Origin of the sequence: Vreelandella malpeensis, from assembly GCF_020622355.1 — a bacterium.
Taxonomy (GTDB): Bacteria; Pseudomonadota; Gammaproteobacteria; order Pseudomonadales; family Halomonadaceae; genus Vreelandella; species Vreelandella malpeensis.
The window spans coordinates 578,389-593,517 of record NZ_WHVL01000002.1 but is presented as its reverse complement, the minus strand read 5'-3'; the positions used below and the strand labels follow the sequence as shown (position 1 = coordinate 593,517).

Annotated in this window: 15 protein-coding genes; 7 read left to right on the top strand and 8 right to left on the bottom strand. The window is 63.6% G+C overall.

What is annotated here, in order from left to right; translation table 11 throughout:
• Positions 1 to 12: 12 nt before the first annotated feature.
• From GEV37_RS08045 to GEV37_RS08015, 7 genes are all read right to left on the bottom strand, one after another.
• Positions 13 to 1,128, bottom strand: coding sequence for a metallophosphoesterase (locus GEV37_RS08045; RefSeq protein ID WP_227389711.1), 1,116 nt, complete (start codon positions 1,126 to 1,128; stop codon positions 13 to 15).
• 93 nt (positions 1,129 to 1,221) lie between these two features.
• Positions 1,222 to 2,646, bottom strand: coding sequence for an FAD-dependent oxidoreductase (locus GEV37_RS08040; RefSeq protein WP_227389710.1), 1,425 nt, complete (start codon positions 2,644 to 2,646; stop codon positions 1,222 to 1,224).
• The gene (locus GEV37_RS08035; RefSeq protein ID WP_227389709.1) at positions 2,646 to 3,593 is read right to left on the bottom strand and encodes a polysaccharide deacetylase family protein; all 948 of its coding nucleotides are present in this window, start codon (positions 3,591 to 3,593) and stop codon (positions 2,646 to 2,648) included. The genes GEV37_RS08040 and GEV37_RS08035 overlap by 1 nt, the downstream gene beginning before the upstream one ends.
• Positions 3,594 to 3,597: 4 nt before the next feature.
• Positions 3,598 to 4,551, bottom strand: coding sequence for a polysaccharide deacetylase family protein (locus tag GEV37_RS08030; protein ID WP_227389708.1), 954 nt, complete (start codon positions 4,549 to 4,551; stop codon positions 3,598 to 3,600).
• A gap of 10 nt (positions 4,552 to 4,561) precedes the next feature.
• Positions 4,562 to 5,227: an isochorismatase family protein gene (locus tag GEV37_RS08025; RefSeq protein WP_227389707.1), complete on the bottom strand. Its 666-nt coding sequence runs from the start codon at positions 5,225 to 5,227 to the stop codon at positions 4,562 to 4,564.
• A 45-nt stretch (positions 5,228 to 5,272) separates the two neighbouring features.
• Entirely contained in the window at positions 5,273 to 6,166 is an 894-nt protein-coding gene (locus GEV37_RS08020) for an isocitrate lyase/PEP mutase family protein (protein WP_227389706.1), read from the bottom strand.
• 19 nt (positions 6,167 to 6,185) lie between these two features.
• Positions 6,186 to 6,602, bottom strand: a complete 417-nt coding sequence (locus GEV37_RS08015; RefSeq protein WP_227389705.1) for a nuclear transport factor 2 family protein — start codon at positions 6,600 to 6,602, stop codon at positions 6,186 to 6,188.
• A gap of 180 nt (positions 6,603 to 6,782) precedes the next feature.
• On the opposite strand from GEV37_RS08015, the gene GEV37_RS08010 reads away from it, so the two are divergent.
• The 6 genes from GEV37_RS08010 (at position 6,783) to GEV37_RS07985 (ending at position 12,885) form a co-directional block, all read left to right on the top strand.
• The gene (locus tag GEV37_RS08010) at positions 6,783 to 7,598 is read left to right on the top strand and encodes a GntR family transcriptional regulator (protein ID WP_227389704.1); all 816 of its coding nucleotides are present in this window, start codon (positions 6,783 to 6,785) and stop codon (positions 7,596 to 7,598) included.
• A gap of 207 nt (positions 7,599 to 7,805) precedes the next feature.
• Positions 7,806 to 9,236, top strand: a complete 1,431-nt coding sequence (leuC, locus tag GEV37_RS08005) for a 3-isopropylmalate dehydratase large subunit (RefSeq protein ID WP_227389703.1) — start codon at positions 7,806 to 7,808, stop codon at positions 9,234 to 9,236.
• The gene (gene leuD, locus GEV37_RS08000; RefSeq protein WP_227389702.1) at positions 9,233 to 9,862 is read left to right on the top strand and encodes a 3-isopropylmalate dehydratase small subunit; all 630 of its coding nucleotides are present in this window, start codon (positions 9,233 to 9,235) and stop codon (positions 9,860 to 9,862) included. Before leuC ends, leuD begins: the two co-directional genes overlap by 4 nt.
• A 143-nt stretch (positions 9,863 to 10,005) precedes the next feature.
• Entirely contained in the window at positions 10,006 to 11,004 is a 999-nt protein-coding gene (dctP, locus tag GEV37_RS07995; protein WP_227389701.1) for a TRAP transporter substrate-binding protein DctP, read from the top strand.
• A gap of 64 nt (positions 11,005 to 11,068) precedes the next feature.
• The gene (locus tag GEV37_RS07990) at positions 11,069 to 11,575 is read left to right on the top strand and encodes a TRAP transporter small permease (protein WP_227389700.1); all 507 of its coding nucleotides are present in this window, start codon (positions 11,069 to 11,071) and stop codon (positions 11,573 to 11,575) included.
• Positions 11,575 to 12,885, top strand: coding sequence for a TRAP transporter large permease (locus tag GEV37_RS07985; RefSeq protein WP_227389699.1), 1,311 nt, complete (start codon positions 11,575 to 11,577; stop codon positions 12,883 to 12,885). The genes GEV37_RS07990 and GEV37_RS07985 overlap by 1 nt, the downstream gene beginning before the upstream one ends.
• Before the next feature lie 63 nt (positions 12,886 to 12,948).
• Here the strand turns inward: GEV37_RS07985 and GEV37_RS07980 are convergent, their stop codons facing one another.
• Positions 12,949 to 13,896, bottom strand: a complete 948-nt coding sequence (locus GEV37_RS07980) for a LysR family transcriptional regulator (RefSeq protein WP_227389698.1) — start codon at positions 13,894 to 13,896, stop codon at positions 12,949 to 12,951.
• Positions 13,897 to 14,065: 169 nt separating this feature from the next.
• Between GEV37_RS07980 and GEV37_RS07975 the strand changes: the two genes are divergently transcribed.
• Positions 14,066 to 15,103, top strand: coding sequence for an SDR family oxidoreductase (locus tag GEV37_RS07975; RefSeq protein ID WP_386111975.1), 1,038 nt, complete (start codon positions 14,066 to 14,068; stop codon positions 15,101 to 15,103).
• The last annotated feature ends 26 nt before the right edge of the window (positions 15,104 to 15,129 follow it).

Sequence of the window (15,129 nt, the reverse complement as noted above, 5' to 3'; positions counted from 1 at the left end):
ACTTGCCGGTCGTCACTGAGCGCGCAGGGTGATTCGGGTCAGCTCCGAGGGTTTGCCCAGGCGCAGGGCGAAGCCGGGCCACAGGCCGGTGCCGCTGTTCAGGTAGAGCGTCATGCCGTCGAGTGCGTAAATACCCGACACGAACCCTTCGTTGGCGCGCGCCACGATACGATCGAAACCCACCAGCATGCCGCCGTGGGTATGGCCGGAAAGCTGCAGGTCGACCCCCTGGGCCGCCGCCGCGCGGGCGTTGCGAGGCTGGTGATTGAGCAGCACGACCGGCGCGTCGTCCGGCGCGCCTTCGAGCGCGGCGGCCAGGTTCGGGGCCGGGTAGTCGTGGCGAGCGGCGGAGGCATCCGTTACCCCGGCCAGCACCAGGGCACTGCCGTCGCGCTCCACCACGATGTGCTGGTTGGCCAGTATCTGCATGCCGAGCGCCTGGTAGTGGTTCATCCAGGTATCGTAACCGAAGTAGTACTCGTGGTTGCCGGGGCTTGCGAAAACGCCATCCGGCGCGCTCAGCGCAGCGAGCGGCGCCACGTCGTCGCGGCGGGCATCGAGGGTGCCGTCGATCAGGTCGCCGGTGATCAAGATGGCATCCGGCGCCAGCTGGTTGGTCTTGGTGACGACCGTTTCCGCCCACGGGGCCTGGAAGAGCCTGCTCAAGTGAAGATCGGTCAGGTGGACGATCTGGTAGCCGTCGAAGGCGGCCGGCAACCCCGCGATGGAAATCTCGACCTCCTTCAAGGGCGGAACGCGCGCCGCCTGGCTCACGGCGAAAACGCCCATCGCCAGCGCGACGATGGCCAGCCCATGGCGAAGCGGTGCGACAATCGCCAGTCGGCGGCGCTTGCACAAGGCGAGCAACGCGGTCGCGATATCGACCACGACCAGCATCAGCGCCAGGAAGATCATCGCCCCGAACACGGCGTTGACGGCCAGCACCACCTCCCGCGGCACTTCCGGCGAGAACATGCTGCCGAAGGCGAGCCGGGTCAGCAGGTGGTGCTGGGAAACCAGCAGCAGCGCTGCGCCGAGCAGCGCCTTGAGCCAGCGGGGCCAGACAAGCGGCCAGAGGTAACGGGCGATCACGATCAGGCAGGGCAGTGCGAGAAGCAGATGAAACATCGAAGAGCTCGTGGCAGCGGGGCGAAGCGCCAAGCAAACCACGAAATCAACTGCTTAGCAAAAGCCCCGACGAGCGGAGCGATGAAACTTGCATCACGGCAGCGCGGCCGAGTGCAGCTTGAGATTCAAGAGCGTCGCGGCGCTCTGGCCCGCTACCGCGCCCAGCACCACGGCGCTCAATAGACCGTTGCCCGAAAGATAGCCGCTGTCCCCCGCGCCCGAGACCCCGCGAGCGGCGCCCCCGGCGGCGAACAGGTTGGGCAGCGCCTTACCCTCGAGATCCAGCACCCGTGCCTGGGTGTTCACTTCGAGCCCGCCCTGGGTATGAAATAGCGCCCCGGTGACGCGAACGGCGTAGTAGGGCGGTTGGAGCTGGTGGGCGCGCTCGAAGGTACGGCCGAAGGTGTCCGGCGTCTGCGCGCTCGTATGCTGCTGCATGGCGTCGAACGTCGCCTCCAGCGTCTCGAGAGGCAGGTTCGCGCCGTCGGCCAGTGCCTCCAGGGTCTCGAAGCGGCGCACCGCGCCAGCCCCGAAGGCGTTGCGGTAATCCTCGAACTCGAGCGCGTTCTGGTGGATACGCTCGTCATACAGGTTCCAGGCGATCTGCTCCGGCTGGGCGAGCACCCTGGCCGCCTGTTCCGAGTAGCCGCCGTGCTCGTTGGAGAAGCGCTCGCCGTGCAGGTTGACCTGAATCCCGCCCTGCATCATCAGCGCCCAGCTGATCAATACCTGGTGAGGAGTCGCCAGCGACCCGTGGCCCTGGCAGGCGCCCAGGTCTCTTGTGCTTGCGCCCATCGCCTCGCCCCACAGGAGGGCGTCCCCCTGGTTGCCTTCGTGACCATAGTAGAGCGCCTCACCCAGCGATGGGATGTGACGCCGCACGAGTTCGGGGTTGCCGCCAAAGCCGTTGCAGGCCAGGAGCACGGCGTCGCAACCGATGCGCTCGCGGCTGCCGTCCGGGCGTTCGAGCGCCACGCCGCGCACTTGCCGAGTATCGTCCACGTAGAGATCCACCACCCGCGTCTGAGTCAGGATATCCACACCCATGCGCTCGGCGGCGTTCAACAGTGCCCCCATCAGCTCTTCGCCGGTGCGGCGGGGCGTGGCATGCATGCGCAGTCGCCGATGTCCGGGGTAGAGAAAGCCTTCGACCAGCTCGAACGCCACGCCATGCTCGTCCGCCAGCCATTCGATGGTCGATCCCGATTCGCGGGCCAGCAGCGCGACGATGGCCGGGTCCGCCTGGAAGCCGTTCTTGCGCTGGATGTCCTCGGCCATGATCTCGGGACTGTCCTCGATTCCCAGCGCCTGCTGAAAGCGGGTGCCGGCGGCGGGAATGAAACCCGATGACATCGCCGTGCTGCCTCGGGGCAGCGCATCGCGTTCGAGCACGGCAGGCTCGATGCCTGCATCGCGTGCCTTGAGTGCGGCCACCAGTCCACAGGCGCCAGCGCCGATGATCAGAAGCGGAAGATGGACCTCGAACGTCTCTGTCTCGCTATAGGGGTGAATGGCCATCAGCGGGTTCCTTTGTCGTCGCTGGCACGAGCCGCCTTGAACGCGTCGAGTATCTCGCCCGCAGGTGCTTGCCAGACCTCCTCATGCCTGGCGATGTGCGCGAGCACTTCTTCGAGGCATGCGATGCGGTGCGGCTGGCCGACGAGCCAGGGGTGCAGGTTCAGCGCGAAGAGCCGCCCACCCGCCGTGCGGGACTCCTCGAGCAGAAAGTCGAAGGCGTCCTTGACCTGCGCGACCCAGGCATCCTCCGAATGCAGGTTCTGGCTCATCACGAACTGATCCTCGATCTCGGTGGAAAGCCCCATCATGGTGAGCGCCCCCGAGGCGGTCTTGAAGGCGTAGGGCAACTCGTCGTTCACCCAGTCGGCGCAGTACTCGATGCCGTTCTTTACCAGCAAATCCGGCGTGTTGAAGCTCTGGTGCTTCGCCGGGCTGAGCCAGCCGCGAATGGTTTGGCCGGTCACGCGGCGAAGGGTGTCTACCGACCGCGCGACCAGCTCGGCCTCTTCCTCGATCGGCTGGCCACCGTAGTGCAGATGATCCATGTTCCAGCCGTGGGCAATGAATTCGCCGCCGTGTTCTTGGAGACGCTTGACCAGATAAGGTGTCTGCTCGGCGAGCTGGGCGTTGATCGCGTAGGTCGGCGTGATGCCATACTTTTCGAGGGCCTTCAGCACCCGATAGATGCCGACCCGGTTGCCGTAGTCGCGCAGCGAGAAGTGGCGCAGATCCGGGTAGGGCATGGTCATGCCGTTGGGCACCTTGAAGGGCACGCCGCGCTGGTCGAGCGGGTAGAACTGCAGCGACACGTTGATCCACACCGCCAGCCTCTTGCCACCGGGCCAGGTAACAGGGGCTCGCTCGTCGAGCATCGACCAGTCATAGCGGTCGTGGTCGTAGCCGTAACGGCGCAGGGGGTAGTTCAGGTAATCGTTGTCGAGCGCCATGGTATCAACTCTCCCCTGGTGCGGTGGCGGCCTGCGCCTGCATGCTTTCAAGCGCGGCATCGAAATGGTGCGCCCGGTAGTACTCGGCGATCTCCCGGCCGGTAGCAACCCACACGTCCGAATGGCCGGTGATGTACTCGAGGGCCTCCTCGAACGCCTTGATGCGGTGCGGGCAGCTCACCTGATAGTTGTGGGTAGGGATGCACATCACCGTGCCGGACTCCGCGCCCTCCTGGTACAGGCGGTCGAAGTGGCGCTTGAGCATGGTGGCGTACTGGCGCGGCTCGACCTTGTTTACCGCGTAGACGATGGTGTCGTTCATCTCGAGCGAGTAGGGCAGGGAAATGAAGCGCTTGCCAGAGCGCACGCGAACCGGCGTGGGCTGGTCGTCGTGGAAAAGATCGCAGGTGTAGAGTCCGCCGCGCTCACCGAAGAGCTCCTCGCCCACTTCGGCGAACAGGTCCAGGGTGTGCTCGGAGTGCGAGAGCGCCGGGGCGAGATAGCCCGCGCAGGCTTGCCCCGTGTGGCGATGAATGGTCTCCATGCTGTCACGGATCATCGCGCGCTCCTGGGCCTCACTCAGGCCATAGGTGTAGCGCGTGTTGTAGATGCCGTGGCTGAAGAACTCCCAGTCGCGCTCCCGGCACATCTGAATGATCTCCGGGTGATGCTCGCAAAGCGCCGTCGACAGCGACACCGACCCGCGCACGCCGTACTTGTCCAAAAGCCGCAGCTGGCGCTGGTGACCGACCCGATTGCCGTAGTCGCGAATGCTGAAGCCGGGCACCGACGGGTGCGGGTGCGGCCAGGGCTTGCGGCTCGGGTTCTGGGGCGGGTCGAGCTCGTAGTACTCGATGTTGGGCGCGACCCAGAAGGCGACTTTCGCGCCTCCCGGCCAGGTGATCTTGGGGCGCTGGTCATAGGCCCAGTAGTCGTATACGCCGAGGGACTCTTTCATCGCGGGCTCCTTACGCCTTGTGGTCGAGCCACGCCAGGACATCCTTCACGGGCAGCACGTCGGCGTACTTCAGGTGCAGGTCGGTCAGGTTGGCGTAGTGGTAGCTTTCGTGCTTGTCCGCCACGCACTCCATCGGCACGATGGTGCGATAGCCCCGGGACAGGCTCTCCACCGCCGTGGCGCGAATGCAGCCCGAGGTCGAGCCGCCGGTGATTATCACGGTATCCACCTGATGCCAGACCAGCAGCGATTGCAGGGGCGTCTCGAAGAACGCCGAAGGCATGCGCTTGGTGTAGATCACGTCACGAGCGCGATCGATCTCGGCGCGTTCGTCGAACTCGGCGCGTTCGGAGCCGTACTTGATGTTCTGCAGCGAGTCCGGGGTATCGGTGCGCGTGCCCCACACGCCGGCGTCCTCGGCGGAGTCGAGAAACGCCACGTGGGTCCAGACCACCGGCCAGCCCTTGGCGCGAAAGCCACGCGCCAGCTGGTTGGTGTACTCGAGCTGCTTCGGGTCGGTCTCGTAGGCGGTCTTGTAAAGGTCGGTACGGGTATAGGCCTTCTGGGGGTCCACGTTGACCAGCACCGCCTTGTTGCCGAAGCCGAAGGGCACCCGCTGGGGGTTGGCCATCACCTCGAAAAAGAGCTCCTTGGCCGTTTTGTCGGTGGTCTGCATGGGGTCTCCTGTAGTCTCGTTGTTTGATCGGTGCCGGGTCGTGGCCTAGCGCTCGTCGTATTGCTGGCCGAGTTCGAGCAGCGCCTGGGTGCCCAGGTAGTCGTTGAGCTGTTTGAAATCGAGCATCTGCTCGCGGAAGGCGTCGGTGGAGCCTTCTTGTTTCAGCGTGGCGAAAAAGCGGCTCGCCATGTGGGTGAAGGCCCGTACCAACGCACCGGGGAAGATCACCAGGGAGAAGCCCAGCGCCTCGAGCGCCTGGGCGTTCTGAAGCGGGGTGTCGCCGCCTTCGACCATGTTGGCCATGATCGGCACCTTGCCCTTGAAGCGGGCCATGATCTTCTCGATATCTTCGTCGGTGCGAATGCCCTCGATGAAGAGCATGTCCACACCCGCCTCATGATAGGCCTGGGCGCGGTCGAGAGCGCGATCCGTCCCTTCCACGGCCACGGCATCGGTGCGCCCGATGATCAGCGTGTTCTCGCTCTCTCTGGCATCCAGGGCGGCCTTGAGCTTGCCCACCATCTCGCCCTGGGAGACCAGGGTCTTGCCACGCAGGTGGCCGCAGCGCTTTGGATAGGTCTGATCCTCGAGCTGAATGGCGTTGGCGCCGGCGCGCTCCAGAAAGTTCACGCTTCGCATCACGTTCATGGCGTTGCCGAAGCCGGTATCGCAATCCACCACCACCGACAGGTTCGTGCGTTCGCGAATGTGGGACATCGCACTGGTGATCTCGGTGATGCTCAAAAGGCCGATATCCGGGCGGCCCAGCTGGGTATAGGCCAAGCTCGCGCCCGACAGGTACACGGTGTCGAAGCCGGCCTGTTCGGCCAGCGACGCGCCCAGGGCGTCATACACCCCCGGGGCGACCACGATGGAGGGGTCCTGCAGGTAGCCTTTCAGGTTCGAAGGCGTATGGGAGGCGGTGTGTCGGCGTTTCATAAGGCTCTCTTTGTGATGGTTAAGCGCCCGGTGAGGGCGTGGCGGCGCTCGTGACGAGCGCCAGATCGTTCCAGACGTCCTGACGGGTGATCCGCCCATTCGCAAGCTCGAAGCGATCGATGAAGCGCACCCCGTCGGTGGTGGTGCCGTCGAGCCAGGTCACGGCGAGCTCACCGTGACAGACCACGATGGACGCCTCGGCAGTGACGCAGTGATCGACCGCATGGAACGTCTTGCGTACGCTCTGGTAACGGGTACGCGCCCAGCTCATCACGTCGTTCAGGTCATGAAAGGGCGGCGCACCGGGAAACCGCATCTCCACTGCCTGAGCCAGATAACCCTCGGCCTTGGCAAGATCGCGCCTTTCCATGGCGGCGAGAAAATCGCGGACCCGTGCCTTGTCGCTCGCGCGGTGTTGGTCGGCCTCATGGTTCATGGCGAACCTCTCTTGTAATGGCGGGTTAGGCGAATGTCGGTGCCGTCGGTGATAATGGTTCGGCGCTCAGAGTCTTAAAAAAAGAACTCTGATATGTATTATATTTGATACATTTTTATGTCTACCTTATGGGCGGCGTCAAGGGAAGCGTGAATTTTTATAAGACGTAGGAGAGAACAGATGAGCCAGGGAGTGAGCCAGCGCCATGGCAGTGCAGTGGGGGGAACGAAGTCGCATCGCATCTATCTGCTGCTCAAGGATGCGATCCTGAGTGGGCGGCTGTCGGCGGGTAGCAAGCTGCCCGGCGAGAACAAGCTGGCCGAGCAGCACGGTGTCTCGAGGGTGACGGTACGCCGCGCCATTCAAGCGCTGGATGCGGCGGGTCTTGTACGGCGCCAGGCCGGCGTGGGAACGGTGGTACTCGAACAGCCGCTTGACGCCACGGTGATGACGGCCAGCGTCTCGAATCTGATGCCCAACATGCGCAAGATGAGCCAAGCCTCTCAGGTACGGCTTCTGGAGTTCGGCTACGGGCCGCCGCCAGCGCCGGTGGGCGAGCGTCTGGGCATGGCCCCGGGTAGCCGGGCACAACGCTCGGTGCGGGTGCGCATGATCGACGAGAAACCGTTCTCTTATCTGGTGACTCACGTGCCCGAGTCCATCGCCCTGCATTACGACGAGATGGATCTGGCCAATACGCCTTTGTTCGAGCTGCTCGAGCGCAGCGGCGTCAAGGTGGATCATGCCTCCCAGTCCATTTCCGCCACCCTGGCAGGACACGAGATCGCCCAGGCGCTTGAGGTATCGGTCGGCTCTCCCCTGATCGCGCTGACCCGTGTGGTCTTCGATGAACAGGGGCTGGGCGTCGAGCATCTCGAGGCGTTCTATCGCCCCGACCGCTACCGGTTCCAGATCGACCTGGAGCGCAACGGCGATGACAGCTCGCGCTATTGGGAGCCGAGAGTCGGGGGGGCGCCCGCCGATGGCGTGTCGTGACTCGCTCCATATGTATTAAATTTAATACAGATTTAAAAAAACAAAAAATACATTTGACCCGTCGGTAGCAACTGCGCTAGTTGTATGGGGGTGACAGGGGAGGCAGCCTCGCTCCCAGACAGGCCCAACGATACGCCAAGATCAATAAACGATACGCCCATATCAATAAAAGTGTGCCCGCAGCGGCACAGGCCGGGACAGCGAACGATGAGTACCCCGACAACGCTATTCGACAAGGTGTGGCGCGCCCACGAGGTGCACCGCAGTGAAAGCGGCCAGAGCCTTCTATGGATCGACCGCCACTTCGTGCACGAAGGCTCCTTCCACGCTTTCAACAAGCTGGCCGAGCGTGAACTGCCCGTGGCCCGCCCCGCGCTGACCTTCGGCATCGCCGACCATTACGTGCCGACCCGGTCGCGAAGCCTCGAGCAGGTCGACGATGCCAAGGTGCGCTCGATGATCGAGCAGCTCACCGACAATACAACGCGCCACGGCGTGACCCTTTTCGGTCTTGACGACCCGCGCCAGGGTATCGTCCACGTCATGGGGCCCGAGCAGGGGCTGACCCTACCGGGGCTGATCATGGTCTGTGGCGACAGCCATACCGCGACCCATGGCGCCTTTGGCAGCATCGCCTTCGGCATCGGTGCCTCGGAAGTCGCCCACGTGCTGGCCACCCAGACCCTCTGGCAGACCAAACCCAAGGTCATGCGCATCACCCTCGAGGGGCGCCTTGCCCCGGGCGTGACCGCCAAGGACATCGCCTTGACCTGGATCGCCCGGCTGGGCGCCGACGGCGCTCGCGGCTATGCCATCGAGTACGCCGGGGAGGCGATTCGCGCGCTCTCCATGGAAGCGCGACTCACCCTTTGCAACCTCTCCATCGAAGGCGGTGGGCGCTGCGGCATGATCGCCCCGGACCAGACCACCTTCGACTACCTGAAGGATCGCTCTTATAGCCCCAAGGGAGAAGCGTTCACCAAGGCCTGTGCCTACTGGTCCACGCTTGCAAGCGATCCCGGCGCCACCTTCGATCTCGAGATCGCCATCGATGCCGCCGAGATCACTCCGACCGTGACCTGGGGCGTCTCCCCGGAGGAGGCGCTGCCGATCGACCGCTGCGTGCCGGTGCCGGAGGACAGCGAAGACCGTGCCAGGGCGCGCCAGATTCGCGATAGCCTCGATTACATGGGGCTCACGCCCGGACAGAAGCTGACCGACATCGCCATCGACCGGGTCTTCATCGGGTCCTGCACCAATGCACGAATCGAGGATCTGCGCGCGGCGGCGGCGGTGCTGAGCGGTCGCAAGAGCCGGGTGCCGGGGATCGTATCCCCAGGCTCCACCCAGGTGAAGCGCCAGGCCGAGGCCGAAGGGCTCGACCGTATCTTCGTCGAGGCGGGACTCGAGTGGCGCCACTCGGGCTGCTCCATGTGCGTGGGGATGAACGGCGACACGGTGCCCAAGGGCGAGCGCTGTGCCTCCACCACCAATCGCAACTTCAAGGGTCGCCAGGGGCCGGGCGCACGCACCCATCTGATGTCCCCGGCCATGGTGGCCGCCGCCGCCGTGGAAGGCCGGTTGAGCGACGTGCGCGCGCTGGTCGCGACGAGCCTATCCTCGGGAGACACCCCATGAAACCCCTCGATATTCTGACCGCCCCGGGCATCGGCCTGGCCGTGGCCAATGTGGACACGGATCAGTTGATTCCCGCGCGCTTCATGAAGGAGCCGCGAAGCGTGGGCTACGGGCAGTTTCTGCTGTTCGATGTGCGCAGGGATGCCGAGGGCGGGCTCGATGTGGACTTCGCCCTCAACAAGCCCGGCGCCGAGCGCGCTGAGGTGCTGGTGAGCCGGCGTAACTTCGGCGCGGGCTCCTCCCGGGAGGCGGCAGTCTATGCCTTGGTCGACGGCGGTTTTCGCTGCGTCATTGCGCCGAGTTTCGGCGATATCTTCGCCTCCAATGCGGTCAACAACGGCCTGCTGCCGGCGGTGGTGGAAGAGGACGACGCCGAGCGGCTGCTCGCGGCGCTGGTAGACGTTCAGGGCATCGAGGTCGACCTGGTCGAGCAGCGCCTTCGCGCAGCGGAAGTTGAGGTCGGTTTCAGCATCAATCCGGTATGGCGCACCAAGCTCCTCAACGGCTGGGACGACATCGACATGACCCGCCAGCATCAAGGCGAGATCGATGCGTTCGCCACGCGCTACGCCGAGCGGTTCCCTTGGGCGCGGGCGCCCGGTGCCGAGCTGATCGGCAAGGGGTGAACGGCACGGCAAACGGCCCCCGGTTTCATTGACCAGCCCGTTTTCATCAATAAAGAATCACGCAAACAAGAAGCGACGCACGCCTTTTCGCGATATCACGACAACAAGCGCTTTCAAAGACAACATCGTGCAGGAGACCCTCCATGAAAAAAACAACCCTGACCCTCGGCGTGCTGACCGCACTGGGTGCTACCCAGGCCTTCGCCCTCGACCAGATCACCGCGGTTCACGCCTTCCCCCCGTCGCTGATCTACACCCAGAGCTTTCTCGAGTTCGTGGACAAGGTGAACGAGCGCGGTGAAGGGGTGGTGCAGATCAACGTGCGTGGCGGCCCCGAGGTCATCGGTCTTTCCGAGCAGCCCGACGCGGTACGTAACGGCGTGGTGGACATGGCCTACACCGCAGCGAGTTTCTACGCCGGTACCGTGCCCGAGCGCGACGCCATGGTCGCCTCGAACACCAATGCCATCTACGCGCGGGAAAACGGCGGCCTCGATCTGCTCAACGACATTCACCAGCAGAAGATGGGCACCTACTACCTGGGCTGGTTCGACAGCGGCGTGAGCTACAACCTCTACACCATCGAAGAGCCCAAGCTCGACGGCGAGGGCAACCTGAGCATCTCGGGGCTGCGCCTGCGCAGCAACCCGGTCTACGACGCCTTCTTCCAGGACTACCTCGGCGCCCAACCGATCAGCCTGCCCACCACCGACGTCTACTCGGCGCTGGAGCGCAGCGTGGTCAACGCCACCGGCTGGACCCAGATCGGCCTTCAAGATCTCAACTGGGACAGTTTCCTCAACTACCGTATCGACCCTGCCTTCTTCTCCACCGACATGGGCGTGATCGTCAACCTGGACAAGTGGAACCAGTTGAGCCCCGAAGCCCAGCAGATCCTTCAGGACGTGGCGATCGAGCACGAGCGCGACAGCGCCGAGCACCTCGATGATCTCGCCGTGGAGCAGCAGGCCGCCCTCGAGGAGAACGGCATGAACGTGGTGACCCTGGAAGGCGAGGCCGCCATGCGCTACGCCGAGGCCGCCCGGGAAGCCACCTGGGCGCGCATGCGTACCCAGATGGAGCGCCACCCCTCAGGGCTCACCCACTACGACGAGCTGATCGAGAAGTTCAACGATCTGTAACGCGCGAAGCGCAAGGCGTTGCCTTGCGCTTTTCTTGTGACGCACTCGCTGCCCAGGGTTTTCTATGCGCTACGTACGACGCGGCTATCTTTGGCTCTTGAACGGTATGGCCCTGCTCGCCGCCATCATGCTGGTATGGCTGATGGTGGCGGTGGTGCTGTCGGTGGTGATCCGTAACCTCGGGCTTCAGCCCTCGGCCTGGTTCTTTCTCTCCACCGAGTACGCCATGTTCTATCTCACCTTGCTGGGTGCGCCGTGGCTGGTGCGCCAGCGGGGGCACGTGCATATCGAACTGCTCACCTCCGTTCTATCGCCGTCGGTATTGAACGTTCTCAGTCGGGCGGTGGCGCTTTTGTGCGTACTGGTCAGCCTGGTGCTGGCCTGGAAGGGGCTGGATCTTTTCATGATGAACATCGAGCGCAGCGACTATGACGTGCGCGCGTATTTCGTGCCCAAGTGGATACTCACCATCGTCTTTCCGGTCAGTTTCACCCTGATGGCGGTGGAGTTCGGCCGCTTCGTCGTCGGTCGGGAGATTCTTCACAGTGGCGAAGCGGGGATCAAAGAATAATGGAATGGTATCTGGCTCTGGCGTTTCTACTCTCGCTGATTCTTTTCTTCATGGCGGTGGGCACGCCCATTGCGCTCGCCTTTCTCGCCGCCAACGTGATCGGCGCCTGGCACTTCATGGGCGGCCAGGCGGGCATCATGCAGATGCTCAACAACGGCTTCGGGGCGCTGTCGAGCTTCAACCTCGTGCCGATTCCGCTGTTTCTGCTGATGGGCGAGCTCTTCTTTCGCACCGGGCTCGGCATGAAGATGTTCAACGCCGTGGATCGGCTGATGGGCAAGGTACCCGGACGGCTCTCCTACGTCACCGTGGTCGGCGGCACCGCGTTTTCCACCCTGAGCGGCTCCTCCATGGGATCGACGGCACTGATGGGATCGCTGCTGGTGCCGGAGATGCAGCGCCGGGGCTACAAGAAGAAGATGGCGATCGGGCCCATCCTGGGCACCGGTGGGCTTGCGATCATCATTCCGCCCTCGGCGCTGGCAGTGCTGCTGGCCACGCTCGCCAAGATCGACATCGGGGCGCTGTTGATCGCCGGTATCCTCCCGGGATTGACGCTTGCCGGCTTCTACATGATCACCATCTTCATTCAGACCAGGCGTGACCCGGAGGCCGCTCCGGCCTACGAGCTCGAGCCCGTGCCGCTTGCCGCCAAGCTCAAGCTGATCGTCACCGACATCGTGCCCATGCTGAGCGTGATGGTGATCATCGTCGCGCTCATGCTGGTCGGCTTCGCCACACCCTCTGAAGCCGCCGCCTTCGGGGCGCTGGGAGTCATCATCTTGGGCTTCGCGTTTCGCTGCATGACCTGGGCGGCTTTCACCCAGTCCGTGGTAGGCGCGCTCAAGGTCACCCTGATGGCGTACCTGATCGTGTTCGGCTCTGCCACCTTCAGCCAGCTGCTCGGGTTTTCCGGCGCCTCCGGCGGGCTGATCCGCTGGGCCACCGGGTTCGATCTCTCACCGCTTCTGATGCTGATAGCGATGTTCGCGGTGCTCCTGGTGCTGGGCACCTTCATGGAGCAGATATCGATCATGATGCTGACCGTGCCGATCTTCTTCCCGCTTGCCCAGGCGCTCGGGTTCGATCTGATCTGGTTCGGCGTGATCGTGCTGCTGGCGCTGGAGATCAGCTTTTCCACACCGCCTCTGGGGCTTCTGCTCTTCGTGATGAAGGGGGTGGCGCCCCCCGGAACCACCATGCGCGAGATCTATTCGGCCGCCATTCCTTACATCTTCTGTTCAATGCTGCTGGTGGCGCTGCTGGTCGTCTTCCCGAGTCTTGCCACCTGGCTGCCTCGAATGCTTTAGAAGTGAAACCGAGAGAGGCGTCAGCCTCTCTTTTTTGTAGTGATGTCTTTACCGGAGAAGGTGTCACGGTGCTTGTTTCGCTCTTCGCGTTTGCCAGCGATCCCAGGGCGGCACGTCGCCCATCTCTTCGAACAGGTGCGCCAGGAAAGCACTGACCTTGGGGGCGGTCAGTCGTCGCTGGCCGTACAGGACATGGATGTCGCGCCGGATGGGGGCCACTTCGCCACGCCACGCCTCGAGCACGGGCAACAGCGCTTGACGGGCGAGCTCGTCGGCGATCAGCCAGGTAGGAAACATCACCAGGCCCTGGCCCATCAGCGCGGCCTGCAGCAGGCTCTCGGCGCTGTTGCTGTAAAGCGGACCGTCCACCTTGCAGATCAAGGGAATGTCCAGCCCCGGCTGGTCGAAGTACCAGCGCTGACGACCCATTTCACCCTGGTAGAGCAGGCAGTCGTGCTGGCAAAGCGACTCGGGCGTCTGCGGGGTTCCGTAGCGCTCGAGGTAGGCGGGAGCGGCCGCCACCACGTAGTTCATGGGCGCCAGACGCCTTGCCACCAGCGTGGTGTCCGAAAGCTCGCCGACCCGGAAGGTGATATCGATACTCTCTTTTACCGGGTCGGTCAGTCGGTCGGTCAGCATCAGCTCTGCCTTGATGGCGGGGTGGCGGCGCTGAAAACGGTGCAGGATCGGCACGATCTGGCGCTGACCGAAGGCCACCGGCGCGTTGATGCGCAAAAGCCCGGAAGGCTCGCTGTCCGGCGCTTGCAGAGCTTCCGTCGCCAGGTCGAGCTGGTCGAGAATTTCACGGATATTGCGGTAATAGCGCTCGCCGGCCTCGGTCAGGGTCACCGCGCGCGTGTGGCGATAAAGCAGCTGCTGACCCAGCGACTCTTCCAGCGCCGTGATCTGACGTGAAATGGACGAAACCGCGCGGTGAAAGTGGTGCGCGGTCGCCGTGAAGCTTCCGGTGGCGGCGACGCGCTCGAACACGCGCAGGGCATTGAGATCCATCGAGTTGCACCTGATGCAATAAATATTTGCGATTTTTCCAATTGTAGCAACTGATGCCTCTTACCAGAATGAATGCTATCGCTCGCGGTGAACAAGGTCGCAAGATCTTGAGAAAGGCGGGCAGTACACGTTCATCGAAGGAGGCATCATGCGTACAGGCAACGCGCTCGTGGTAGGCGCCACGGGCATTACCGGCGGTAATCTGGCAAGCTATCTCAACGCCAGCGGCTGGACCGTTTACGGGCTATCGCGTCGTGCGACCGAGCAAAGCGGCGTCATTCCCGTCACGGCGGACCTGCTCGATCGTGACGCAACCGAAAAGGCCCTGGCCGATCTGCCCATTACCCACGTGTTCTACTGCACCTGGATCAAGCGGGACAGCGAAAAGGAGAACGTCAAGGCCAACGGCGCCATGATGCAGAACCTGCTCGACGCCCTGCAGAGCAGAAAGATCCAGCACGTTTCACTGGTTACCGGCACCAAGCAGTACCTGGGCTCTTTCGAGAGCTATGGCAGCGGTAAGGTAGAGACGCCGTTTCGCGAGTCCGCACCGCGCGTGCCCGGCGACAACTTCTACTACGCCTTGGAAGACACCTTGTTCGCTGCCGCCGAGCGCGACGGATTCAGCTGGAACGTACACCGCCCGCACACGGTGATCGGCTATGCCGTCGGCAACGCCATGAACATGGGCACGACGCTGGCCGTCTATGCCTCGATCTGCAAGGAAACCGGCCAGCCGTTCACCTTCCCGGGCTCGCAGACCCAGTGGAACGCGCTGACCGATTTGACCGACGCGCTGGTACTGGCGCGCCAGATGGAGTGGGCGGCCACCACGCCGGGCGCGCACAACGAAGCGTTCAACACCGTCAACGGCGACATCTTCCGTTGGCGCCGGATGTGGCAGGAAATCGGTGAGTTCTTCGAGCTGGACGTGGCCGAATGCCCCGACACGCCAACGCCGCTGGAAGAGCAGATGAAGGATAGTGCCGGTGTCTGGCGCCAGATCGCCGAGAAGCACGATTTGGCCGAGCCGGAGGTCACCAAGCTCGTCTCCTGGTGGCACTCGGATGCCGATCTGGGCCGCGAGCAGGAGTGTGTCAACGACGTGACCAAGATGCGCGAGTTCGGCTTCGACCATTTTCGCGAAACCCGCGCCGCGTTTTTCGATCTGTTCACTCGCCTGCGCGCCGAGCGCCTCATTCCCTGAGCTTTATCGGTGCACGAAGAAGGGGC